This is a genomic window from Oleiphilus sp. HI0043, assembly GCF_001634935.1.
On record NZ_LWEY01001755.1, the window covers coordinates 1 to 24,220 of the forward strand.

Here is a 24,220-nt window from a genome sequence, read left to right on the forward strand (position 1 = left end):
TGGCTTTAGGTGTATTCATCCTAATGCTTTACTACTCTATCAAGATTAAAGGTATTGGTGGCTTTACTAAAGAGCTTACCATGCACCCTTTCAATCACTGGGCGTTTATCCCTGTGAACCTATTTATGGAATTAGTCGGTCTATTAGCTAAGCCGTTTTCATTGGGCTTGCGACTATTCGGGAACATGTACGCCGGTGAAATGATCTTCATTTTGATTGCCGTCATGTACAGCGCTGGTTTGCTGTTTGGTCTGTTCGGTGGTTTCTTGCAGATCGGTTGGGCGATATTCCATATCTTGGTTATTACGCTACAAGCATTTATTTTTATGGTTTTGACCGTCGTGTACCTGAGTATGGCTCACGAAGATCATTAATCTAAATTTTTAAACTTTTCTTTTAACTAACTTAACTTTTTAACTTAAAGCAGGAGAAAAAAATGGAACTAGTAATTATTGCAGCTGCAATTATGCTTGGTCTTGGTGCACTTGGTGCGGCAGTTGGTATGGGTCTACTTGGTGGACGTCTATTGGAAGGTACTGCGCGTCAGCCAGAACTTGGTCCAATGCTACAAGGTAAGATGTTCTTACTAGCTGGTTTGATCGATGCTGTGCCAATTATCGGTGTTGGTATCGCTATGTACTTGATTTTCGTTGTTGCTCCAGGCGTTGGTGCTTAATAGACACGTCTTTAGTTAGCTAAAAACGTAAACTAACAACGAAAGTGAGGTAATTAGTGTGAATATCAATTACACACTTATTGGACAAATGATTTTCTTCGCAGGCTTTGTGCTATTTTGCATGAAGTATGTTTGGCCACCAATCATTGGTGCAATGACAGAACGCGAAAAGAAAATATCCGACGGTTTAGCAGCGGCTGACAGAGCGTCTAAAGATCTTGAACTTGCACAGAAAAAAGCAGTTGAAGAGCTAAAAGAAGCGAAAGCACAAGCAGCTGAACTAATCGAGCAAGCGAACAAACGATCAAATCAAATTGTTGACGAAGCGAAAGAAACTGCTCGTCAAGAAGGTGACAGATTAATCACTGCTGCTAAAGCTGAAATTGAGCAAGAAAAGAATCGCGTGAAAGAAGAGCTTCGCGCTGAAGTATCTGCAATCGCAATTGCGGGCGCAGAAAAGATTCTTGGATCTTCAATCGATGCAAGCAAACATGGTGAGTTACTCGATCAGCTTGCCTCAGAAATTTAAGTTTTGAGAGTGGATGATGGCAGAATCAATTACGATTGCCCGACCCTACGCTAAAGCCGCTTTTCAGGCCGCGAAGGATAAGGAAGCTTTGACAGTTTGGTCAGACATGCTTGCTTATTCTTCTGCAGTAGCTATGGACGAGAACATGAGTGTTGTTCTAGACCACCCAGCATTGACAAGTGAGCAAAAAGCACAGCTTTTCATCGAATCATGTGGTGATAAGTTAAATGATGAAGGTAAAAACTTTATCGTTGTGTTGGCTGAAAATGACCGATTAGAGTTACTTTCAGAGATTGCTCAATTGTTTGAAGGTTTCAAAGCACAGCTAGAGATGTCAGTAGACGTCGATGTGGAGAGTGCTTTTGAACTGGGCGGTGAACAACAAGATAAGCTTGCACAAGTACTAAGTAAGAAACTAGATCGTAAAGTCGTTGTTACATCGACTGTAAATGAGTCGTTGATTGGTGGCGTAATTATCCGCACCAACGATCTAGTCATCGATGCTTCTGTCCGTGGCAAAATTGCAAAATTGGCCGAAGCGGTTAGTGCTTAGGTAGCAGATTCAGATTTGAGGATTTAACGCATGCAACAGCTAAACCCAGCTGAGATCAGCGAAATTATTAAGAAGCGCATCGAAACTCTCGATGTTTCTTCTGAAGCCCAAAATGAGGGCACTATCGTCAGTGTATCTGACGGTATCGTTCTAATTCACGGTCTTGCCGACGTAATGTATGGTGAGATGGTAGAGTTTGAAACCGGCGTATACGGTATGGCGCTTAACCTAGAGCGTGATTCTGTAGGTGTCGTTGTCCTAGGTGACCCTAAAGGTCTTGCCGAAGGTCAGAAAGCAAAATGTACGGGTCGTATCCTAGAAGTACCAATCGGTGAAGCAATGCTTGGCCGTGTTGTTGATGCACTAGGTAACCCAATTGATGGTAAAGGTCCTATCGAGACTACGCTAACTGCACCTTTAGAAAAAGTTGCACCAGGTGTAATCGCACGTCAATCAGTTGATGAGCCAGTACAAACTGGTTTGAAAGCGATTGACTCAATGGTACCTATCGGCCGTGGCCAGCGTGAGTTGATCATCGGTGACCGTCAGACTGGTAAGACTGCAATCGCTATCGATGCAATCATTAACCAGAAGAACACAGGTGTTAAGTGTATCTATGTAGCAGTTGGTCAGAAGCAATCTTCTATCGCTGCGGTTGTACGTAAACTTGAAGAGCATGACGCAATGGATCACACGATCATTGTTGCGGCAGGTGCAGCTGATCCAGCAGCAATGTTGTTCTTAGCGCCATACGGCGGTACAACAATGGGTGAATACTTCCGTGACCGCGGTGAAGACGCATTGATCGTATTTGATGATTTGACCAAGCAAGCTTGGGCATACCGTCAGATTTCATTGCTACTACGTCGTCCACCAGGTCGTGAAGCATATCCAGGTGACGTATTCTACTTGCACTCACGTCTACTAGAGCGTGCATCACGTGTAAACGCTGATTACGTTGAGCAGTTCACCAATGGTGAAGTTAAGGGCCAAACTGGTTCATTGACAGCTCTACCGATCATCGAAACACAAGGTGGTGACGTATCTGCATTCGTACCAACTAACGTAATTTCGATTACAGATGGTCAGATCTTCCTTGAGACCAACCTATTTAACTCTGGTATTCGTCCTGCAATGAACGCAGGTATTTCGGTATCACGAGTTGGTGGTGCAGCTCAGACTAAGATCATCAAGAAGTTAGGTGGTAGCGTACGTTTGGCTTTGGCTCAGTATCGTGAATTGGCAGCATTTGCTCAGTTCGCATCAGACCTTGATGATGCAACACGTAAGCAGCTAGAGCACGGTCAGCGTGTGACAGAGCTTATGAAGCAAAAGCAGTACAGCCCACAAAGCGTTGCTGAAATGGGTATCGTTCTTTATGCCGCTAATGAAGGCTTCTTGGATGATGTGCCAGTAAACAAAGTTGTTGATTTTGAAGATGCAATGTTGTCTTACATGAGTGCTGAACATTCAGCATTACTCGATAAGATTAACGAAAAAGGCGATTACAACAATGATATCGCTGACGGCATTAAATCAGCTCTTGAGCAATTTAAGTCGACGCAAACTTGGTAAGCCGATTGTTGAGTACTGGAGATCTATGAATACTGCAGTACTCGACTGTCATTTATACCTCAAAGTGAACAAGACTTTAAAGGCGATATAAAATGGCCGTTGGTAAAGAGATACGAAATCAGATTTCGAGCGTAAAAAGCACGCAGAAAATTACAAGCGCAATGGAAATGGTTGCCGCGAGTAAGATGCGTAAAGCTCAAGATCGTATGAGTTTGGGTAAGCCCTACTCAGAAAAAATTCGTTCGATTGTCAGTCACTTGGCAAATGCGAACACAGAATATAAGCACTTATATTTGCAAGAGCGCGAAGTTAAGCGTGTTGGCTATATCATCGTTTCTACAGACCGAGGTTTGTGTGGCGGTTTGAACGTCAACTTGTTCAAGAAAGTTGCTAAAGATATGAAAAACTACGCGGATAACGCAGTAGAAGTCGATCTTTGCGCGGTTGGACAAAAAGCAATTAGCTTCTTTAAAAGCTACGGCGGTAATGTCGTTGCTGCATTAAGTCACCTTGGTGACGCACCTGCAGCACATGAGCTGATCGGTTCTGTAAAGGTGATGTTGGATGCTTACGAAGAAGGCAAGATCGACCGCCTTTACGTGGTATACAACGAGTTTGTAAACACCATGACGCAGAGCCCTGAAGTAGTACAATTGTTACCGTTAGAAGCTGCTGAAGAAAGTGAAATGCAGCATCATTGGGATTATATTTACGAGCCTGAAGCGAAAGACTTACTAGATGGCTTGTTAACGCGTTACGTTGAATCGCAAGTTTATCAAGCGGTTGTTGAAAATGTAGCATGTGAGCAGGCAGCTCGAATGATCGCAATGAAATCTGCAACAGACAACGCGGGCGACATTATCAAGGAATTGCAGTTGGTTTATAACAAAGCGCGTCAAGCAGCGATTACTCAGGAAATTTCTGAGATCGTTAGTGGTGCAGCTGCGGTATAAGTAGTTCCTGGCAAATTTTGTGTATTTAAAGATTAAAAGTTAACGAGGATCCGGACATGAGTAGCGGAAATATCGTACAAATTATTGGAGCTGTAATCGACGTTGAATTCGCGCGCGAATCAGTTCCAAATGTATATGATGCGTTGCAGGTTGATGGTGTTGATACAACACTTGAAGTACAGCAGCAACTAGGTGATGGTATCGTACGTACTATCGCAATGGGTAGTACTGAAGGTCTAAAGCGTGGGCTGAATGTAGATAACACTGGCGCACCAATTTCTGTACCTGTTGGTCCAGAAACTTTGGGTCGTATCATGGACGTTCTAGGACGCCCAATCGACGAGCGTGGTGACATCGGTGAGCAAGAGCGTATGCCTATTCACCGTAAAGCACCTACTTACGCAGAGCAAGCAGCATCGGCTGAATTGCTAGAAACCGGTATCAAAGTAATCGACTTGGTTTGTCCATTCGCTAAGGGTGGTAAAGTTGGTCTATTCGGTGGTGCGGGCGTTGGTAAAACTGTAAACATGATGGAATTGATCAACAACATCGCACTGAAGCACTCTGGTCTTTCAGTATTCGCAGGTGTTGGTGAGCGTACTCGTGAGGGTAACGATTTCTATCACGAAATGCAGGAAGCTGGCGTTGTAAACCTAGAGACTCCAACAGACTCTAAGGTAGCGATGGTATACGGTCAGATGAACGAGCCACCAGGAAACAGGCTACGTGTTGCCTTGACTGGTTTGACAATGGCTGAGAAGTTCCGTGACGAGGGTAAAGACGTACTATTGTTCGTTGATAATATCTACCGTTACACACTGGCAGGTACTGAAGTATCAGCACTGCTAGGTCGTATGCCTTCAGCGGTAGGTTATCAGCCTACACTAGCTGAGGAAATGGGTGTTCTTCAGGAGCGTATTACATCTACTAAGACTGGTTCGATCACATCGATCCAGGCAGTATATGTACCTGCGGATGACTTGACTGACCCATCTCCAGCAACAACCTTCTCTCACTTGGATGCAACAGTTGTATTGAGTCGTGACATCGCTTCTAAGGGTATTTACCCAGCGATCGATCCACTAGACTCTACTTCTCGTCAGCTAGATCCTTTGGTGATTGGTGCTGAGCACTATGAAATTGCACGTGGTGTACAGACAGTACTTCAGCGTTATGCTGAATTGAAAGACATCATTGCGATTCTTGGTATGGACGAATTGTCTGAAGAAGATAAGCAGACAGTTGCACGTGCTCGTAAGATCGAACGTTTCTTGTCACAGCCTTTCCACGTTGCCGAAGTATTTACGGGTGCACCGGGTAAGTATGTATCTTTGAAAGACACTATCCGTGGCTTCCAAGGTATCTTGGGCGGTGAGTACGATGATCTTCCTGAGCAGGCGTTTTACATGGTTGGCTCTATCGACGAAGCAGTCGAAAAAGCGAAAAACATGTAATCATCCTTTAGTAGAAGCACTTTAAGATATTTAAAGTGCTTCCCTGATGAAGGTAGAAATTATGGGTATTAGCGTGCATTGCGATATCGTAAGTGCTGAAGAGCAAATTTATTCGGGTCTTGTTGAGCTAGTTGTTGCAGCTGGCGAAATGGGTGACTTGGGTATTGCTCCAGGCCATGCTCCACTAATGACGAAGTTGAATCCTGGTCCTGTTCGCGTTATCAAACAAGGCGGCGAAGAGGAAGTTTTCTACGTATCCGGCGGATACATGGAAGTTCAACCAAGCTTAGTAACTGTGCTAGCAGATAGTGCAGAGCGAGCTCACGACGTTGATGAAGCAGCAGCTCTGGAAGCTAAGAAAGAAGCAGAAAGAGAGCTGGCGAATCAGAGCGGCGATTTTGATTACTCTCGAGCAGCATCTCAACTAGCTGAAGCATCAGCGCGACTACGCGTGATTCAGCGAATGAGAAATAAGCATTAATGAGCAGTAATTCGTAAAATAAAGAAAAAAGGCAGCTATTTAGCTGCCTTTTTTCTTTTATGTCATATGGAGTGTCTATAATCAAACGATTGTAGTAGAAAAAGTTTAGGAAAAACGATTATGAGTTTACATGTGGTTATCCTTGCAGCTGGGCAAGGTTCTCGAATGAAGTCTAAATTACCAAAAGTTTTGCACCCTGTAGCGGGAAAGCCAATGCTACAGCATGTGTTGGATACAGCGAATAAGTTAGATGCTGAAGGTATACATATTGTTATCGGTCACGGTGCTGATCAGGTAAAAGACACAATTAAAGAAGATGTAAACTGGTGCTTACAAGCTGAGCAGCTAGGTACGGGCCATGCGGTAGCACAAGCAATCGACCACATTCCAGAAGACGCGCAAGTACTAATACTATACGGAGACGTGCCCTTAACCAGTCAGGCAACATTGTCTCAATTAACGGCTTTAGTTAATGAGAAGCAGCTTGGCTTATTGACAGTCGACCTTGAAAACCCAACGGGCTATGGTCGAATCGTTCGGAACGCAGATGGCGATATTGAAGCCATCGTAGAACAAAAAGATGCTTCAGAAGAAGAATTAATGATTCCGGAAGTTAATACCGGAATACTTGCTCTACAGGCTTCAGTGTTGCATAAGTTTATTCCGACACTTGGTAACAGCAATGCACAAGGCGAGTACTACTTAACTGATATTATCGAGATCGCCGTAGCAAATGGCTTGCGAGTTGAAAGCCATCAGCCAAGTTTTGAGCAGGAAGTTCAAGGCGTGAATAATCGCCTGCAACTATGTGAATTAGAGTGCTGGCACCAAAGCATGATATCGGAACAGCTAATGCTTCAAGGTGTCACCATCTATGATCCAAATCGTTTAGACGTGCGCGGTGAATTAGAATGCGGCCAAGATGTCACTATCGATCTTAATTGTATTTTCGAAGGGCATGTCGTACTTGGTGAGGATGTCAGCATTGCACCAAACTGCATTATCAAAAATTCAACAATCGGTGCTGGTACCACGATACATGCTAATTCAATTATCGAAGATAGCTTTGTGGCAAGCGCCTGTAATGTGGGCCCGTTTGCAAGACTGAGACCCGGAACGAGTTTAAATACTAAAGCGAAAGTCGGTAACTTTGTTGAGACCAAGAAGACGACCGTTGGTGAAGGTAGTAAGATTAACCATCTTAGCTATGTTGGTGACGCAACCTTAGGCAAAAATGTTAACGTGGGTGCAGGTACAATTACCTGTAACTATGATGGCGTTAACAAGTTTCAAACAGAAATTGCAGATGATGTGTTTGTTGGCTCCAATACATCATTAGTTGCGCCGGTGAAAGTTGGTAAGCGTGCAACTATTGGCGCGGGGTCTACTGTCAATAAAGATATAGAAGAAGAACAACTAGCTGTAGCCAGGTCAAAGCAAAGAAATATCGATGGTTGGGACAGACCCAGCAAAAAGTAAGTTAAAGATTTCGACTAGTAAAGTAATCGAATAAGATTTGGAAAACAGGAACAAAAGGTATGTGCGGAATAGTTGGAGCTGTGGCTCAAAGGGATGTAGCTGAAATTCTTCTCGAAGGTTTGAAGCGTTTAGAATATAGAGGATATGATTCAGCAGGGTTGGCTTTATTGTCTGAAGCAGGCGAATTTAATCGCTTGAGACGTATAGGCAAAGTTCAAGAATTGGCAGACGCACTAAAGGCAAACCCTTGCAAAGGTGGAACCGGTATTGCACACACACGTTGGGCAACTCATGGTGAACCTAGCGAACGTAATGCCCACCCTCATGTATCAGGTTCCGAAATTGTAGTTGTTCACAACGGGATCATTGAAAACCATCATACTCTGCGTGAGAAGCTAAGTGCCGTGGGTTATGAATTTGCTTCGGATACAGATACCGAGGTGATTGCTCATCTAGTTCATCATGAACTAAAAACACATGACTCACTATTATCAGCATTCAGATCAACTGTGAAGCAATTAGAAGGTGCTTACGGAACGGTTGTTATGGATACCAGTGATCCAGACCAGCTAATTGCAGCGCGTTCTGGTAGCCCATTAGTGATAGGATATGGCATAGGAGAAAACTTCCTGGCATCAGATCAATTAGCATTATTACCAGTAACGAACCGTTTCTCCTTCCTAGAAGAAGGCGATATCGCCGTACTGACACGCCAAGACGTGACCATCTATGATGCTGTAGGTAGTGAAGTATCAAGAGATATCAATGAGTCTGATGTCTCGCATGATGCTGGCGACAAAGGGCCATATAAGCACTACATGCTAAAAGAAATCTATGAACAGCCGATTGCTATTAAGAACACCTTAGAGGGTAGAATTGCAAACGGCCAGGTTCTTGACACGGCCTTTGGTGAAAATACAGCAGAGATTCTAAAAGGCATTGATCACGTTCAAATTATTGCCTGTGGTACGAGCTACCACGCCGGCATGGTCGCACGTTATTGGTTTGAAGAAATTGCTGGTGTGTCGTGTAATATCGAAATTGCATCTGAATTTAGATATAGAAAGTCGGTTGTTCCGGCTAATGCACTATTGGTTACAATCTCGCAGTCAGGTGAAACAGCCGATACCCTGGCAGCACTAAGACTGGCCAAAGAAATCGGATATAAAGCTAGTTTGACCATTTGTAACGTGCCTGGTTCTTCACTAGTTCGTGAGTCAGACTTAAACTATATGATGAATGCGGGCGCTGAGATCGGCGTAGCATCCACCAAGGCATTTACCGTTCAATTAGTTGGCTTACTGCAGCTTGTCGTCGCTATTGGAAAGAACAAAAATATGCCAGCCGAAACGGAAGCTTCGATCGTTGAGGCCTTACAGGCACTTCCTTCAATCATCGAACAAAGCTTGGATATGGATAAGCAAATAGCCGAATTGGCGGAAGACTTTGCTGACAAGCACCACAGTTTATTCCTGGGTCGTGGTGATCAATACCCGGTTGCGATGGAAGGTGCACTGAAGCTTAAAGAGATTTCGTATATTCACGCTGAAGCTTATGCCGCAGGCGAATTAAAGCATGGCCCATTGGCTCTTATCGATGCAGACATGCCAGTCATTGTTGTTGCACCGAACAATGAGCTTCTAGAAAAACTGCATTCTAACGTTGAAGAAGTACGTGCAAGAGGTGGTTTGATGTATGTTTTTGCTGATCGAAACGCACACTTCAAAAGTGATGACACCATGAAAGTACTAGACGTACCACATTGTGAAAAGATCGTCGCGCCGATTTTATATACTGTGCCTTTGCAGTTGCTTAGTTATCATGTTGCGTTGATTAAAGGTACCGATGTGGATCAGCCACGTAATTTAGCAAAATCAGTAACAGTTGAGTGATGAGCTAGCCGTATTTACAGCCGCTATTCATAGGGAAAAGTAGTTAACGATGGAATAAAGTTGTTAACAACTTTCCTTTTGAATGAAATAAACGCGCGATCTTTCCATATTTCTAATTCTCATTAGAAATTTAATCTTCGATTAGCCTAAGGACGGGAAATCGTGTTTGTACTATGCGCGGAATAGGTACGCCCAGTAGGCTGGGAATAAATAGGCTGCTGAAATTCAGCTGTGGGTATTTGAAACTGATTTAGTTGCAAGTCTTCACCTGCTTTAAGCAATTCATCTTCCTTAAGTGCATCACCAGCCTTCTGTTTATCACTGTCTTCTTTTTCTTGAAGGTAAATAGGTTTAGCATTTTGACCGCTTGAGGTATCGGCTTTTAGTGCGCCGGCAATCGCAGCATTAGAGAGCTCTTCACCACCAATTTCTTGAAGTGGAAAATCCTCAAGCGTTGATTTTTGCCTGGTTGAGAAAAAGTATTCAAGATCCTCGTCTTCATCCCAATCCTCATCTGGTGATTCAGAGAGGCTGATTGAAGGTATAAGGAAACATAAAAGCATAAAATGAAAATATTTTTTAGGCATGGCTCTCTCCTTGATCTAAGCAGATATATTATCGTTTTTACAAAAGCTGTCTAGGTACTAGTGATCATTATCAAGGTAATCGATATTGACGACTACATAGCTGACCACGCCATCAGGTGTATTGAGTTCAACTTCGTCATCTATTTGCTTTTTAAGTAACAAGCGCCCCAGTGGTGAGTCGATGCTCAAATAACCAATTGAAAGGTCAAATTCATCTGGGCCGACTAAGCGAAAACGAGACTCTTCTCCTTCGTCATTTTCGAGGGTGACCCAGGCACCGAAAAATACCCTTGTTAAATCGTCAGGCTTACGGTCAACCACTACCATGTCATCAAGGCGCTTTCTAAGGAAGCGAACACGACTATCTATTTCCCTAAGCTGCTTTTTTCCATAAATATACTCGGCATTTTCAGAACGGTCACCTTGTGCAGCAGCTTCAGAAACTGCTTGGGTGACTTGAGGACGCTTTGTTTTCCATAAATAATTTAGCTCATCCTTTAGCTTCTTTTCGCCTTCAGGTGTAATGTATTTTGATCCAGGCTTTTGCGGTGGTCTGTAACGTCCCATTTAGTATTCACATCTTTTGTCGTATAAAACTAGGTTGAAGTACCTAAACTATCTAAGTACCCTTAGCGCCAAGAACTAGAAGAGTAGGTGTAGTAAGGTCCTGCTTTTCAGAAGGTATATTTAATAAAAGCATATTGGAGAAGACAATGAAAGCACAGAAAAAATTGAATGAACTTGCTGAAAGTGCTTTATCACAAATTGATGCATTAGGTTATAACCTAGATGCTATGGGTGTTGAAAACCAGATTAACCGTCATAATTTGATTGCTTTTTTGATGTTTGGACAAAAGCGTTTGGAAGGTGAAATGGATAGCCTTAACGCAAAAGTAGATGTTAGCAAAGCAAAAGTTGAAAGCATTGTAGATAACACTGAGAAGCTTTTTATTAGTGCTAAGAACCTGGCTGTATTTCCGGCTAAATATACGATTGATCGTGTTAGAGCGCAGTTCTAATTAAGTTCTTTATCTTTACTGCCTGATAGAAGCTTAGTACTTCGTGGGAAAACCAGCTCCACTTTTAGGCCTGGGTCATTATCATTTAAGATAACTTTACTGTGGTGGATATCCATCACAGCGAGTACCAGGCTTAAACCTAAACCATTACCTGGCAAAGACCTGCTCTTGGCAACGCGATAAAAGCGTTGGAATACTTTCTCCCTTTCCTCTTCTGGAATTCCAATTCCTGAGTCAGCAACTGATAGATATATATCTTTCTGAGTGCTGTGGAGTGATACATCTATACAGCCACTCTCCGGCGTGTATTTTATTGCGTTATCGATCAGGTTACACAAGGTCTGAAACAGAAGGTCTCGATCACCGTTCAGGTTAACGTTTTCTTCTATCGAAATCGCAAGTTTCTGGTTCTTATCTTCGGCAAGTGCTTCATATAGCTCGGCAGCATCTTGTACCAGTTCACTTAGATTGAAAGGTTGGAAATTTGAAGACTTACTACCCACCTCAAGGCGAGCAATACGTAATAGGGCATTGAAGGTAGCGAGTAGTTGGTCAGCTTCCGCGACTGCATTGGCGACCTGTTGTCTGTCTTGGTCGCGCTCTACACTGATCAGTGTATTTTCTAACTGGTTTCTTAGACGAGTCAGAGGGGTTCGCAGGTCGTGAGCAATATTGTCTGAAATATGACGAATGCCTTCCATTAATTGAACGATTCGGTCGAGCATTTCATTTAGATTACGTGCGAGTTGGTCAAAATCGTCATTGGTGCCACGGTCCGGGATACGAATAGAAAGATTCCCTTGCATAATCCGCTGGCTGGTTTGGTTAATTAGCTCAACCCTTTTTGCTGTACTACGGCTCATCATAATGCCGCCAAGCATCGCCAGAGCGAAGGTAATTCCCATGCCAAAGTTTATCGCACGTTCGACGAGTTGCTTAACGGCCATAAATTCATTTACATCGCGGCCAACAAGCAGCCTTAGTCCACCAGGCACGATGAATACACGGGCACGAGCAGGCCGGGATTCTTCACCTGGCCACCCTAGATTCTCGCCAAGGGTGAAGTTTAGCCAGCCCTCCTGTACTTCTCCATCTTCAGGCCACTTACTTATATTACCGGCGAGCTTAATAAAGTCTCTGGCGGTAAATAAGTAAATAGCCTTGCCATTTGGGTCTCGCGCGACACGCTCCCGGATAACGCTGATTAAACCGTTGAGCCCTTGCCTTTGGTATTGCTCAGCAAGGCCTATAATTTCAGCCTCAATAGTTTCGTCGGTTTGGCTCGACATGTAGCCGGCAGTAGCCCAATAGATAAAACCCATCAGGATAAAGACAGATGTGGCGAACAGTACCATGTACATGATCGCCAATTGAAAGGTAGAGGTCCGAAGAAGACTAAGAATCTTCACTAAGAATGTATCCCGCGCCTCGAACTGTTTGTAGTAGTTGTTTCGGGAAGTCCTTATCGATCTTTGATCGTAAGCGGCTGATATGGACGTCGATCACATTGGTTTGTGGATCAAAATGATAATCCCAAACCTGCTCCAATAGCATAGTACGAGTCACCACTTGGCCTGCATGTTTCATCAGGTACTCTAGCAAGCGAAATTCGCGAGGTTGTAGGTCGATCTTTTCGCTACCGCGTTTGACAGAGCGGGCTAGCAAATCCATTTCAAGGTCGGCAACTTGCAGGTGAGTCACTTTCTCGGAGCCACTGGTTGCCCCGCGTCTGACTAATACTTCCAGGCGAGCAAGTAACTCAGTGTAGGAGAAAGGCTTGGTCAGATAATCGTCACCACCACCGCGTAAACCTTCAACACGATCATCTACGTCGCCTAGTGCACTAAGGATCAGTACAGGTGTTTGGTTACCGGTTGCGCGGATCGTTTTAATAATGGATAGACCATCCATTCCAGGCAACATGCGGTCGATAATCATAACATCATAGCTTTCACTGGCTGCCATTAATAAACCTTCTTTACCGTCGGCAGAATGATCTACAACGTTATCGTTTTCCTTGAGGCCATTGACTAAATAAGCCGCTACATCTTTATCATCTTCAATTACGAGTACGCGCATCTTAACCTCTGCTTGCTTGGGCTCTGAATTTCTTAATTCGCTCATAAGCGTCTTTTATTTCCCGAGTTTTTTCGGTGGCTATTTTCATCATTTCTTCTGGCAAGCCTTTCGAAACAAGTTTATCCGGGTGATGTTGACTAATCAGTCTACGATAGGCTTTCTTTAGTTCAGCATCACTGCAATTGCTCTGTACGCCTAGAGTTTCATAGGCAGCACTGATCATTTGTTCTTCGCTAACATGGCCTGACGTATCGTGCTCAAAGCCGGTAAACCGGTGCTGAGCTGTCATCATTGCCAGTAGTTGTTCAAAATTTCGTTTCTGGAAACCAAGGTGTTCGGCTACTTCAAGAAGCAGCTGGTGTTCATTTGGGTGTAATTCTCCGTCGGCAAGCGCGGTGGTTAGCTGTATCTCCATAAACATTCTAAGGAGATTGGTACGACGGCCGCAGACTCGCTTTAAGTCATCCATGGCAGCGATATAATCAAAATCTTCTTGCTTGCCTTGATTGAATAAATTGATTGCTGCTTTACGTTGCTCGTCCGTCAACTGCATCTTGCTCATGGTGTCTTGAGCAACTTGAATTTCGACTTGAGATACATGGCCGTCTGATTTTGCCAAACGCCCCATTATCGAAAATGTGGCAGCAAAAAAAGCCGCTTGTATTTCTTCCTGATTGCCACCAGAAAAGTTTTCGATATTGGCCATACCTTTATCGAAGCTATGACCAATAGCCGCGCCTAACAAAGCGCCTAAGGGGCCACCGCCAAATGCGAAGCCCAAGGCTCCACCGATTAATTTTCCCCACCAGTTCATTGTCTAAATCTATACCTTGCGTTAAAGCGCTATCTGCCTTTTGCAGTGAATATAAATATATAAACTTAGTGGATTTATATAACCAGTTAAATGTTCGTAACCCGCTTACTTATTGCTTTGGGAAAGCCATGAGAGTGAGGCGTCAGTGGTAGATGATGGTATATATTCGGCGCTGATATAGCCTGAGTAATTAAGCCTATCAAGTGCTTTGAAGATCTGCGAGAAGTTAAGCTCGCCGGTACCTGGCTCGTGTCGGCCGGGGTTATCGGCAAACTGGATATGGCCGATCTGGGCTTGGGCAGATCCTATCTTACGGATAATATCGCCATGCATGATTTGCATATGATAGATATCAAACTGGATCTTTACATTTTCTTCATTGACGTCCTCGAGTAGCTGCAGAGCTTTGTCTAATGTATCAATTATGAACCCAGGCATATCAACTTTACTGTTAATTGCTTCAACCATCAGTGTTATATTTTTTCTGGCAAGCGCTTGGGCAGCATATTTGACGTTAGCAACAAGTTTTTGCCAGTGTTGCTCGTCACTACAGTCAGGCTGTTTTAAACCTGATAAGCAATTAATCTGCTTAACCCCAAGTGTTTGCGCATATTCCAGCGCTGTTTCGAGCCCTTGTTTGAATTCATCCTCACGTCCGGGTAAGCCGGCGATACCTCTCTCTCCTGCATCCCAATTACCAGGCGGGAGATTGAATAGCACTTGTTCTAGCCCGTTAGCATCGAGTGCCTCGGCAAGTTCTTTAGCGGGCCATTGATAGGGAAATAAGTACTCAACGTACTTAAAACCGGCTTTTGAGGCAGCCTCAAAGCGACTCATAAAAGGAAGTTCGGTAAATAGCATAGTGAGATTGGCGGCGAACTTGGGCATGCTTATATCCTTGCGATGAGTTTGCTAAAACACTTAACTAGTAGATTTCAGTTGAGTCTGGTTCATATGTTCTAGCTCAAGCAGTAGGCCGCTATGGTCGACATTTTCATTGCCATTAGCAACCAGAGATAGATAAGACTCATAAGTACGCTGAGATAGGGGCAGTGTCAGACCTTCGTTTCGCGCTTCATCAAGTATAGTTTTCAGGTCTTTAAGCTGGACACGAGAGGTCGCGCCTGGCTCAAAGTTTCGCTCTAGCATTCTTTGTCCATGTAATTCGAGAATACGGCTGGCAGCAAAGCCTCCACTTAGGGCTTCTCGTACGGCTTCAGGGTCCGCACCACCTTCGGAGGCTAATAACAGTGCTTCTGATACGGCGCCAATTGTGATGCCGACAATCGCTTGATTGGCCAGTTTGCATAGCTGGCCACTTCCGGTATCACCAATGTAAGTAGACTTCCCAAATGCCTGGAAGAGCTCTTGTGCTCGTTCGAATTGCTGCTTATCACCACCCGCCATAACAGATAAGGTGGCCGCCTGAGCACCTGCTGTACCGCCGGAAACTGGCGCATCCAGATAGTGACACTGATGCTGCTTTGCTAACTGGGCGTGCTTGCGAGCGGTAGAAGGCGGAATTGAGCTCATGTCGATAAATAAGCTATTCGGCTTCGCGCTTTGATAAGCTTGTGACTGATAGATAACCTGATCGACAATATCGCCATTTTCCAACATGCTGATAATAATTTCTGCTTGGCTAATCGCCTCGGCGGCGCTTGCACAAAGTTCGGCTTTATCGGCGAAATCTGCCATCTTCTCGGCAGTTCTATTCCATAGCAATAATTCGAAACCGGCATCCAGTAACTTTTGTGTCATTGGGTAGCCCATCAGGCCGATCCCAAGAAATGCGATCTTCATCTTTTCTCCTAAAACGAAAAAACCGCCCAAGTAGGCGGTTTATATATCGAGCCAAACCTTAATCTTCGATTAGGGCTTTAACCTTCTTCATTGCATTTTTTTCTAGTTGTCGAATACGTTCTGCAGAAACGCCGTACTCATCAGCGAGTTCATGCAAAGTCTTTTTATCTTCGGTCAACCAGCGCTTGGATAGAATATCGAAACTGCGTTCATCCAGAGTTTTTAAGGCTTCGTGTAAACGGGAATTTGCGTATTCAGTGCTGTCCAGCTTTTCCAGTCGACGAGCCGGGTTATGGCTATGATCTTCAATGAAATTAGCGGGAGCCTGATATGCGCTATCTTCGTCATCATCGGCGCCCATGTCGAAAGATGCATCGTGAGCACTTAAGCGACCTTCCATTTCTCGTACGACTTTTGGTTCTACACCGAGGTTCTCAGCTACGTCCTGAACTTCTTTATGAGTGAACCAAGCTAAACGTTTTTTGTTGCTGCGCAAATTGAAGAACATTTTACGCTGAGCTTTAGTCGTCGCAATTTTAACGATGCGCCAGTTTCGTAGAATGAACTCGTGAATTTCTGCCTTGATCCAATGTACAGCAAAAGAAACCAGGCGAACGCCATACTCAGGGTTAAAACGCTTAACAGCTTTCATCAAGCCTACGTTACCTTCCTGAATAAGGTCTGCCTGAGCCAAACCGTAGCCGGCATAGCTTTTAGCAATATGAATAACAAAGCGAAGATGAGACATAACCATATGGCGTGCAGCTTCAAGATCGTGTTCATCATGTAAACGATCAGCAAGCTTGCGTTCTTCTTCAACGCTCAGAATAGGGATACCATTCACGGCCTGAATGTATGACTCCAGGTTTGCGCCCGGGGTAAGCATATCTACGGGCTGTAAGCTTGTACCCATAATAAAACCTCCAACATTTATTCCGTAAGAATTTTAGTGTTCAATATTTTGCTCTGCTCAAATTTAGACAGCAGAACAAAGAAAAAGTTCCATACAGAAAAATTGTACATATATTAAGCAATCATAAAGTATTCTAAAGGGAGAAAAAAGAGTACTACTTTGAAAATTACTGTTGCAGAGACAAGATTAATAAAACTTAAGACTCAGCAATATAGGATTTCTACTTGATTAACTTGGTTCAATATCATCCAAATGTTTGCGTACTGCAAGCCAAGAGCTAAACCAGCCCAGCCCTGTCCCTATTAAGAATAACAATAGTGTAGATTCAAAACTCAGTGATGACAAACTAAAAGTGCTTTGATATGAGCTGGCCAATGCCTCAACCGGGCCATTAAGAATAGCGGTAATGATAATAAGCAGTATCCAGGCAACTAGACTGGCGCCAAAACCAAATAATACACCCATATATAGAAAGGGCCTACGAACGAAACCATCTGTTCCGCCAACGAGTTTAATTACAATAATTTCTTCTTTTTTGTTCTCGATTGCTAGGCGAATGGTATTCCCTAGCACCAGAATAACAACCAGTGCGAGCATTATTCCGATAACGCTTACTGCTTGCTGAAGCATATTAATGATCGACTGAAGCCGCTTTACCCAAACCACATCGAGTATCGCACTTTCGATTTCAGGAAGAGTAATTAGAGCATCTTTGAGCTGCTCAATATGCTCAATCGTATTTAGAGCATCTGATGGGCGAACAATAATGACATGCGGCAAGGGGTTGCTGTCTAAGTAGTCGATTGCATCGGCAAACTCGAAGCGTTCTTTAAAATTGCTCAGCGCGCTATCGTTATCGATAAACTGGCTGCTGGTGATACTCTTTCTTTTTGCAATATCGTCAGCAAGCCTTTGTCCATCAATAAGCGGCACGCCCTTTTTAAGTAGGAGCGTTATTTGTGCGCTGCCATCCCAATCTTCACCTAGTGATTCAATATTGCTTAAAAGGCTAGTCAACAAAGCTGGCAGAACCAGAGCTATGCCGAGCACTGCACAGGTAAAGAGACTGGCAATGGGTGTTTTTAGCAATGACAGCAGAGTCGCCTTAGCCACCTTTTTATGGTGTTCTATATAGTGGTTTGCAGCACTTGGCGGAGGAGCAGGTCGAGCGCCTGAAGATTTGGGTAGCTCAGCCATTAGTCATCTGCTCCGGCAAATTGAGAACGTGAGTCGATCAGACTTCCTTGCTGAAGCGAGATTACGCGATAGTGCATATGATGAATCAATGCCAAGTCGTGGCTCGCTATCAGTACCGTGACGCCGACTTGATTGAACTCGCTAAACAAGTTCATGATTTCGGCTGAAAGCTCGGGGTCGAGGTTTCCGGTTGGTTCATCGGCTAACAAAACGGGAGGTTTATTGACAACGGCTCTGGCAATACCGATACGCTGTTGTTCACCGCCTGAGAGCTGAATGGGTGTCATTTTCTCTTTTGAAAGCAAACCGACTTTATCTAATGCGGCACGTACGCGACGCCCGATATCGCGCGGGTTCATTCCCGAAATTTCTAGGGGAAGCGCAACGTTGTCGTAAACACTGCGATCAAATAACAAGCGATGATTTTGAAAAACAACGCCGACATGACGCCGGTAATAAGGAATTTGCCGCTTTGGGATGCGCATAAGGTCTTGCTCACCCACAGTGACCTTTCCTTCACTGGCTCTTTCCATCAACATAATCAGCTTAAGCAGTGTACTTTTACCTGCGCCGGAATGGCCTGTTAAAAATGCCATTTCACCACGCGCCATTGAAAAGCTTACGTCATTAAGTGCTTCATGGCCGTCGCTATAACGCTTGGTGACATTCTCAAAATGTATCATTATTTAGTAGGCCTATTGATTTAAGCTGAGATCTTATCGACAGAGATTTATGCTTGTTCGTCGAATAAAGCAGCAACAAACTCATCCGCCTCAAAGGGGCGTAAATCATCTATTTGCTCACCAACACCAATAAAGCGAATCGGTAGGCCTAACTGTTTAGCGATAGCGAAAATGATCCCGCCTTTTGCCGTACCGTCCAGCTTGGTTAAGCTGATACCACTTACACCAACTGCTTGTTGGAATACTTGGGCTTGGCTTAGTGCGTTTTGGCCTGTACCGGCATCGAGAACCAACATCACTTCGTGGGGGGCGGTATCGTCAACTTTCTGCATAACTCGGACAACTTTTTCAAGCTCGCTCATTAGGTTGTCTTTGTTTTGAAGGCGGCCAGCGGTATCGGCGATTAGAATATCAACCCCTTTAGACTTAGCCGATTCAACTGCATCGAATATGACTGATGCACTGTCGGCGCCGGTGTGTTGGGCAACAACAGGCACATTGTTGCGCTCACCCCAAACCTGTAGCTGTTCAACTGCTGCAGCTCTGAAGGTATCGCCTGCTGCTAACATGACAGAATGTCCCTGGCTCTGGAAACGCTTGGCCATTTTGCCAATAGTGGTTGTTTTACCCACGCCGTTGACACCCACAACAAGAATGACAAAAGGAGAGTCACCAGTCTTTATTTCTAAAGGTGAATGGCTAGCTTTAAGCAGCCCGCTTAGTTCGTCCTTGAGTACAGCGTGCAGGCTATCGGCGTCCTTCAGTTCTTTTCGGTCGGCACTTTCGGTAATTTTATTGATAATTTCAGAAGTCGCTTCAATACCAACGTCAGCAGTTAGAAGTAGTGTTTCTATATCTTCAAGCAGCTCGTCGTCGATCTGCTTTTTGCCCATGATGAGTTCGCTTAAACCACCCGATAGGCGGCCTCGTGTGCGGCTCAAGCCAGACTTAATTCTGCCAAAAAAGCTTTTTGGCTCTGGCTCTGGCTCTGGCTCTGGCTCTGGCTCTGGCTCTGGCTCTGGCTCAGGTGCTGGTTCCGGTTCTGGCTCTGGCTCTGGCTCTGGCTCTGGCTCTGGCTCTGGCTCAGGTGCTGGTTCCGGTTCTGGTTTTGGCGCTGGTGTTGGTTCAGGCTCAGGTGCTGCTTCCGGTTCGGCTGAAGTCAGCGCAGACTCATTCAGCGGGCGAACCGTTTTAGTTTCGGGGTGTGCTTGGCGCTCAACCTTCTTTGGTTTGGTTTGGTTATGTCTGGCGCGAATCAGATCGATTGCTATTAGGAGTGCAATGACGCCAAGGGTGACCAAAGAGTATAAAATTTCTGTTTGCATAATATGAACAACTTAAGGTATTTGATTCATGCCGTTATAATTTCTCTTTGAAAAAGATCGCAACGGCGAGGCTAAAATTCACTTACAATGCACGGATCCGTCTAAACAAGCGAGCTTTTTCGAGTGCTTTGGATAATATGCATGACATAACAGGAAATTCTAATGCCAGCCAGGATTAAAAAAAACCATCGAGGACAAAAATCTCGGCCATATGGTAAAAATAATCGTATAGATAGCTCGCAAACGGGCTCTTTTCGCATTATTGGCGGTGAATGGCGTAGTCGTCGATTAAACTTTCCGGCGCTTGAAGGTCTTCGCCCAACGACAGACCGAGTGAAAGAGACGGTGTTTAATTGGTTAATGCCTTATCTACCCGGCGCCCGAGTATTGGATTTATTTGCTGGCAGTGGTTCTTTAGGCCTCGAGGCGCTTTCACGCGGCGCTGGTGAGCTATGCTCTATTGAGAAAAGTAGTCAGGCAGCCTCGAGCCTTAAGGAAAACTACGCGCTATTAGGGGGGGCTGCTGAGCGAGCTGTGGTGGAGTGCCTCGACGCATTGACTTGGCTTCAAGCGAGTCCAAAACAACAGGGTGCCTTTGATATACTCTTTCTCGATCCACCCTTTCGCAAAGGCTTACTTACAGAGACTTTAGCACTTATCGAGGAGTCAGAGATACTCGCTAAAGGGGCGGTGATTTATCTGGAGCAGGAAAAAGAAGGCGTTTTACCTGCAATTCCGAAAGATTGGCAACTGATGAAAGAAAAGGTCGCCGGGCAAGTCAGTTATCAATTGTATCAACGACAAGCTAGCGACCAGATCTGATCTAGGCTTTTGCAGCACTTAGAGAGTAATGTCTTAAACTTTTGGCAAATTCTTCGAGGCTTTCGATGCCGCTTTTTTCAGCTTGTTTACACCATTCAGAAAGCTCGTTTAACTTTTCTTGAAAGCGGCTACCGGGGTGTTTTTTCCAAATATCTTGAAGAGCCTGGCTCATCTCATAAATGGTCTTGATCATCACGTCGTGGTCAAGCATTTCATTGATTCGGCTTTTCTCAGTACTTTTAACCAAATTTTCTTCTCTAACGAGAAGCTTCTTGGCCTTTTTAAACATAATTTTTTCTTGTTCCTGCATCTTGGCTTTTTGTGCTTGGATAACCGGAATCATGACATTCTTATGGTATTGGGATAAAACATAAAAGCGATTGTGGATAATTGCCATCACCGTATCCTTATCAAGCTCCAGCTTGTGACTGTCTTTTATTGGCTTAGGTGGGATATTGCGTGCTTTTGCTAAACCAAGGGCGCTTAATATTCTGATATAAAACCAGCCGATGTCGAATTCCCAGGGTTTAACAGATAGCTTGGCGGAGTTGGGATAAGTGTGGTGATTATTGTGAAGTTCTTCGCCACCAATAAAAAAGCCCCAGGGGCTGATGTTACGGGAGGCATCTTTACACTCAAAGTTCCGGTAGCCGATTGCATGGCCGACACCATTGATAACACCCGCAGCAAATACCGGGATCCACATCATTTGAATCGCCCAAATGGTAATACCTGCCAGGCCGAAGAAGAAAATATCGATAGCGCCCATCAGTACTACACCTTTCATCTTATGAGGGGTATAGATCTTGTTTTCTAACCAATCATCAGGTGTTCGCTGACCGTAGCGCTTTAAGGTTTCGGCATTGGCAGCCTCTTCTTTATAGAGCTCAGCACCCGTTAGTAGAACTGTTTTTAGGCCTTTCGCAACAGGGCTATGTGGGTCTTCATCTGTCTCACATTTTGCGTGGTGTTTCCGGTGAATAGCGGTCCACTCTTTGGTATTTTGAGCACTACTCAGCCATATCCAGAAACGGAAGAAGTGTTTAAGTGCAGGATGCAGGTCGAGAGCGTTGTGAGCTGAGTGTCTGTGTAGATAAAGTGTGACGCTGGCGATGGTGATTTGAGTCAGAATTATCGTTGCAATGACTTTCTGCCCAACACTTAAATCGAGAATACCGTTTATCCACCAGTCAAACATTTACTTCACCTCACTCCTATAAATTCTAGCTGACACGCGTTAGTTTTATATGCTATCACAAACAATGATATTTTAGAGTATGACAGCTCGTTTATTGCACAATAACTTCGTGCTTTTTTAACACGAGATGCTGAAACTGATCTATCTTTGCGCACCATCCTTCTTTTAGCCAGGTTGTCGAAACCTTTTCCAATATGATTGCAGGCCCTATTATGGTTTCACCTTCTTTGATCGCTTCTCGCTGAAGAATTGTCACTTCTTTTTCTATCGAAGGAAGTTGAATGACTTGTGTGGTGGCATCATTTTGCACTTCAGTACATATAACATCATTACTTTGCTGAGTTTCAATTGTCAGACTAAGGCAAACATTCACGAGCTCAACCGCGGTATTAGTGAGTTGGTGCCCATAGTGTTGTTGATGGCTGTGATGAAATAAGTCTGCAATATTGCGGGTTTGATCTGCAGAAAAGGGGATATTCAGAGTGAAGCTCTGGCCTTGGTAACGAAGATCCAAAGAGCGTTCTGATCGGATAGTTTGCCTGCCTACTTGTTCTAATTTTAGTTCTTTCGTTCCTTGTGACTCGAGACCTTCAAACAGCTGTTCCAGTTGGTGATGGGAAATATCATCTAACTGAATAATATGTGTCTTGGTAAATTGCCGTTGTTTTTGAGCTTTGAGCATGCCGTAGGCCGAGAGGACACCACTATTCTGGGGAATTATGGCACTTTTCATATTGAGTTTTTCAGCTAAGGAACAGACATGCAGACCCCCAGCGCCGCCAAAGCAACATAAGGTAAAGTCATTAGGGTTGTGCCCTTTCTGAATAGAAATGGCATGAAGGGCTTTTACCATTTGTTGTTCCGCAAGTTCTATGATTCCTTCTGCCAATTGAAGCCTGCTCATTTGTAGTTTGCTGGCTAGCGTGTCTAGCGCGCTCTCTGCTGAGGCTATATCAAGAGACATACCGCCACCTAAGAAAGCATCTGCACGTATGCGCCCTAGAACTAGATTGGCATCGGTCACAGTTACTTGAGTTCCGCCTTTGTTGTAACAAACTGGGCCAGGTGCGGAACCCGCAGATTGAGGGCCGACGTGTAGCATATTTCCTTCGTCTATCCAGGCAATAGAGCCGCCGCCAGCACCGATGGTTTCCATTTTTAACATTGGTATCGCGACCGGCCAATCATTAATGCTACCTTCATCGCTTAGTTCAAAGTTGCCATCCATTAAGGCGACGTCGGTTGATGTGCCGCCCATATCAAAACTCATGATCTTGGGTAAGTGACACTGTTCACCGATATGACGAACGGCGGCTAATCCGCCAGCCGGGCCGGATAAAAGCAGATTTACAGATCGTAAAGCGGCTTGTTCAGCAGCAATGGTTCCCCCTGAAGATTGCATGATTGAGACAGGGCAGCCGTTTAGTTGCTCGATCAAGTGATCAATATAGTTTTTTACTTTTGGGCCAAGGGATGCATTTAACCAGGTTGCTATACCACGTTCGTACTCTTTATATTTTGGTAAAACAAAAGATGAGCGCGAGACGAAATAGTCACCTTCCAGGGCTTTTTGAATGCGTAGCTCTTCATCATCATTGATAAAGGAAAATAAGAGATTTATCGCAATAGCTTCTGGTTTTAAGTCATTAACTTTTTGCTTAAGGGCTTCAATATCGTCATCAGATAAAGGTCTTATTAACTTTCCCTCGGAATCACGTCGGGTTTCTATTTCTAAGCAAAGCTCGCTTGGAACAGGAGGAATGGGTGGTTTGGCATTGAGGTTATAGAGTTCTTTGCGAGCTTGGCGGCCGATGCTCAGGATATCGCCAAAACCATTATTGGTGATATAGACGGTACGAGCACCTTTTCGTTCAAGCGCTGCATTGGTAGCTACCGTACTTCCATGAATAATACAAAGCTGTTTATTATCGACAGCTGAGTTTAAACCTAGTTCTTCTATTCCCTGCAAGATTGCTTGAGCAGGGTTTGAAGGGGTTGATAGTACTTTATGAATACGCACTTCTTGTTCAGTGAGCAAGACAAAGTCGGTAAAAGTGCCTCCGGCATCAACACCTAAGTACAGGATTTCATCCTCATCGCTTAAAGAAGATTTGGGATTGTGAAGCTTAGGGGAATTGGACACTTGCCTTTCCTTTGTATCAAAATGCGTGATTTGTTCTATCTATGA

The 24,220-nt window shown here is 44.3% G+C and carries 25 protein-coding genes; 12 read left to right on the top strand and 13 right to left on the bottom strand.

What is annotated here, in order from left to right:
* The 10 genes from A3729_RS26770 to glmS all read left to right on the top strand — a co-directional run.
* Nucleotides 1-374 (top strand): F0F1 ATP synthase subunit A (locus A3729_RS26770; protein ID WP_197476143.1); only part of this gene is annotated, 374 nt, incomplete at its 5' end.
* A 62-nt stretch (nucleotides 375-436) separates the two neighbouring features.
* Complete coding sequence (gene atpE / locus A3729_RS26775) at nucleotides 437-676, top strand: F0F1 ATP synthase subunit C (protein ID WP_068507301.1); 240 nt, start codon at nucleotides 437-439, stop codon at nucleotides 674-676.
* A 58-nt stretch (nucleotides 677-734) separates the two neighbouring features.
* The gene (locus A3729_RS26780) at nucleotides 735-1,205 is read left to right on the top strand and encodes a F0F1 ATP synthase subunit B (RefSeq protein WP_068507299.1); all 471 of its coding nucleotides are present in this window, start codon (nucleotides 735-737) and stop codon (nucleotides 1,203-1,205) included.
* 16 nt (nucleotides 1,206-1,221) lie between these two features.
* Nucleotides 1,222-1,758, top strand: coding sequence for a F0F1 ATP synthase subunit delta (locus A3729_RS26785; RefSeq protein ID WP_068507297.1), 537 nt, complete (start codon nucleotides 1,222-1,224; stop codon nucleotides 1,756-1,758).
* A 30-nt stretch (nucleotides 1,759-1,788) separates the two neighbouring features.
* Complete coding sequence (gene atpA, locus A3729_RS26790; protein WP_068507291.1) at nucleotides 1,789-3,333, top strand: F0F1 ATP synthase subunit alpha; 1,545 nt, start codon at nucleotides 1,789-1,791, stop codon at nucleotides 3,331-3,333.
* Between the two features lie 92 nt (nucleotides 3,334-3,425).
* Entirely contained in the window at nucleotides 3,426-4,286 is an 861-nt protein-coding gene (gene atpG, locus A3729_RS26795) for a F0F1 ATP synthase subunit gamma (RefSeq protein WP_068507290.1), read from the top strand.
* Between the two features lie 56 nt (nucleotides 4,287-4,342).
* Complete coding sequence (gene atpD, locus A3729_RS26800; RefSeq protein ID WP_068507288.1) at nucleotides 4,343-5,740, top strand: F0F1 ATP synthase subunit beta; 1,398 nt, start codon at nucleotides 4,343-4,345, stop codon at nucleotides 5,738-5,740.
* 61 nt (nucleotides 5,741-5,801) lie between these two features.
* Entirely contained in the window at nucleotides 5,802-6,221 is a 420-nt protein-coding gene (locus A3729_RS26805) for a F0F1 ATP synthase subunit epsilon (protein ID WP_068507286.1), read from the top strand.
* Between the two features lie 120 nt (nucleotides 6,222-6,341).
* A complete protein-coding gene (gene glmU / locus A3729_RS26810; RefSeq protein WP_068634468.1) occupies nucleotides 6,342-7,700 on the top strand; it encodes a bifunctional UDP-N-acetylglucosamine diphosphorylase/glucosamine-1-phosphate N-acetyltransferase GlmU in 1,359 nt (452 codons plus the stop codon).
* A gap of 59 nt (nucleotides 7,701-7,759) precedes the next feature.
* Complete coding sequence (gene glmS, locus A3729_RS26815) at nucleotides 7,760-9,592, top strand: glutamine--fructose-6-phosphate transaminase (isomerizing) (protein WP_068506558.1); 1,833 nt, start codon at nucleotides 7,760-7,762, stop codon at nucleotides 9,590-9,592.
* A 146-nt stretch (nucleotides 9,593-9,738) separates the two neighbouring features.
* On the opposite strand, the gene A3729_RS26820 is transcribed toward glmS, so the two are convergent.
* Nucleotides 9,739-10,179: a hypothetical protein gene (locus A3729_RS26820; RefSeq protein ID WP_068506560.1), complete on the bottom strand. Its 441-nt coding sequence runs from the start codon at nucleotides 10,177-10,179 to the stop codon at nucleotides 9,739-9,741.
* A gap of 57 nt (nucleotides 10,180-10,236) precedes the next feature.
* Entirely contained in the window at nucleotides 10,237-10,746 is a 510-nt protein-coding gene (gene greB / locus A3729_RS26825; protein WP_068506562.1) for a transcription elongation factor GreB, read from the bottom strand.
* A 146-nt stretch (nucleotides 10,747-10,892) separates the two neighbouring features.
* Between greB and A3729_RS26830 the strand changes: the two genes are divergently transcribed.
* Nucleotides 10,893-11,198: a hypothetical protein gene (locus A3729_RS26830; protein WP_068506565.1), complete on the top strand. Its 306-nt coding sequence runs from the start codon at nucleotides 10,893-10,895 to the stop codon at nucleotides 11,196-11,198.
* On the opposite strand, the gene A3729_RS26835 is transcribed toward A3729_RS26830, so the two are convergent.
* The 9 genes from A3729_RS26835 to ftsY form a co-directional block, all read right to left on the bottom strand.
* Nucleotides 11,195-12,607, bottom strand: coding sequence for a HAMP domain-containing sensor histidine kinase (locus A3729_RS26835; protein ID WP_068506566.1), 1,413 nt, complete (start codon nucleotides 12,605-12,607; stop codon nucleotides 11,195-11,197). The two genes, A3729_RS26830 and A3729_RS26835, sit on opposite strands and share 4 nt — an antisense overlap.
* Nucleotides 12,594-13,322 carry a response regulator transcription factor gene (locus A3729_RS26840; protein ID WP_304438941.1) on the bottom strand — a complete coding sequence of 243 codons (729 nt, stop codon included), beginning with the start codon at nucleotides 13,320-13,322 and terminating at the stop codon, nucleotides 12,594-12,596. The genes A3729_RS26835 and A3729_RS26840 overlap by 14 nt, the downstream gene beginning before the upstream one ends.
* Nucleotides 13,279-14,091 (bottom strand): co-chaperone DjlA, encoded by an 813-nt coding sequence (gene djlA, locus A3729_RS26845; RefSeq protein ID WP_068554994.1) that lies wholly within the window; start codon nucleotides 14,089-14,091, stop codon nucleotides 13,279-13,281. The genes A3729_RS26840 and djlA overlap by 44 nt, the downstream gene beginning before the upstream one ends.
* A gap of 105 nt (nucleotides 14,092-14,196) precedes the next feature.
* Entirely contained in the window at nucleotides 14,197-14,979 is a 783-nt protein-coding gene (hyi, locus tag A3729_RS26850) for a hydroxypyruvate isomerase (protein WP_068506576.1), read from the bottom strand.
* Between the two features lie 33 nt (nucleotides 14,980-15,012).
* Nucleotides 15,013-15,894: an NAD(P)-dependent oxidoreductase gene (locus A3729_RS26855; protein WP_068506579.1), complete on the bottom strand. Its 882-nt coding sequence runs from the start codon at nucleotides 15,892-15,894 to the stop codon at nucleotides 15,013-15,015.
* Nucleotides 15,895-15,952: 58 nt separating this feature from the next.
* Nucleotides 15,953-16,807 carry an RNA polymerase sigma factor RpoH gene (gene rpoH, locus A3729_RS26860; RefSeq protein WP_068506581.1) on the bottom strand — a complete coding sequence of 285 codons (855 nt, stop codon included), beginning with the start codon at nucleotides 16,805-16,807 and terminating at the stop codon, nucleotides 15,953-15,955.
* A 228-nt stretch (nucleotides 16,808-17,035) separates the two neighbouring features.
* The gene (gene ftsX, locus A3729_RS26865) at nucleotides 17,036-18,004 is read right to left on the bottom strand and encodes a permease-like cell division protein FtsX (RefSeq protein WP_068506583.1); all 969 of its coding nucleotides are present in this window, start codon (nucleotides 18,002-18,004) and stop codon (nucleotides 17,036-17,038) included.
* The gene (gene ftsE / locus A3729_RS26870) at nucleotides 18,004-18,687 is read right to left on the bottom strand and encodes a cell division ATP-binding protein FtsE (RefSeq protein ID WP_068506585.1); all 684 of its coding nucleotides are present in this window, start codon (nucleotides 18,685-18,687) and stop codon (nucleotides 18,004-18,006) included. The genes ftsX and ftsE overlap by 1 nt, the downstream gene beginning before the upstream one ends.
* A 47-nt stretch (nucleotides 18,688-18,734) precedes the next feature.
* Nucleotides 18,735-20,012 carry a signal recognition particle-docking protein FtsY gene (gene ftsY, locus A3729_RS26875; RefSeq protein ID WP_082882187.1) on the bottom strand — a complete coding sequence of 426 codons (1,278 nt, stop codon included), beginning with the start codon at nucleotides 20,010-20,012 and terminating at the stop codon, nucleotides 18,735-18,737.
* Between the two features lie 162 nt (nucleotides 20,013-20,174).
* Here ftsY and rsmD point away from each other — a divergent pair, with 162 nt between their 5' ends.
* On the top strand, nucleotides 20,175-20,834 hold the full coding sequence (gene rsmD / locus A3729_RS26880) for a 16S rRNA (guanine(966)-N(2))-methyltransferase RsmD (protein WP_082865499.1): 660 nt from the start codon (nucleotides 20,175-20,177) through the stop codon (nucleotides 20,832-20,834).
* Between the two features lies 1 nt (nucleotide 20,835).
* Here rsmD and A3729_RS26885 read toward each other — a convergent pair whose 3' ends face one another.
* Complete coding sequence (locus A3729_RS26885) at nucleotides 20,836-22,032, bottom strand: fatty acid desaturase (RefSeq protein WP_068508775.1); 1,197 nt, start codon at nucleotides 22,030-22,032, stop codon at nucleotides 20,836-20,838.
* A gap of 91 nt (nucleotides 22,033-22,123) precedes the next feature.
* Nucleotides 22,124-24,175, bottom strand: coding sequence for a hydantoinase/oxoprolinase family protein (locus A3729_RS26890; RefSeq protein WP_231872335.1), 2,052 nt, complete (start codon nucleotides 24,173-24,175; stop codon nucleotides 22,124-22,126).
* Between the last annotated feature and the right edge of the window lie 45 nt (nucleotides 24,176-24,220).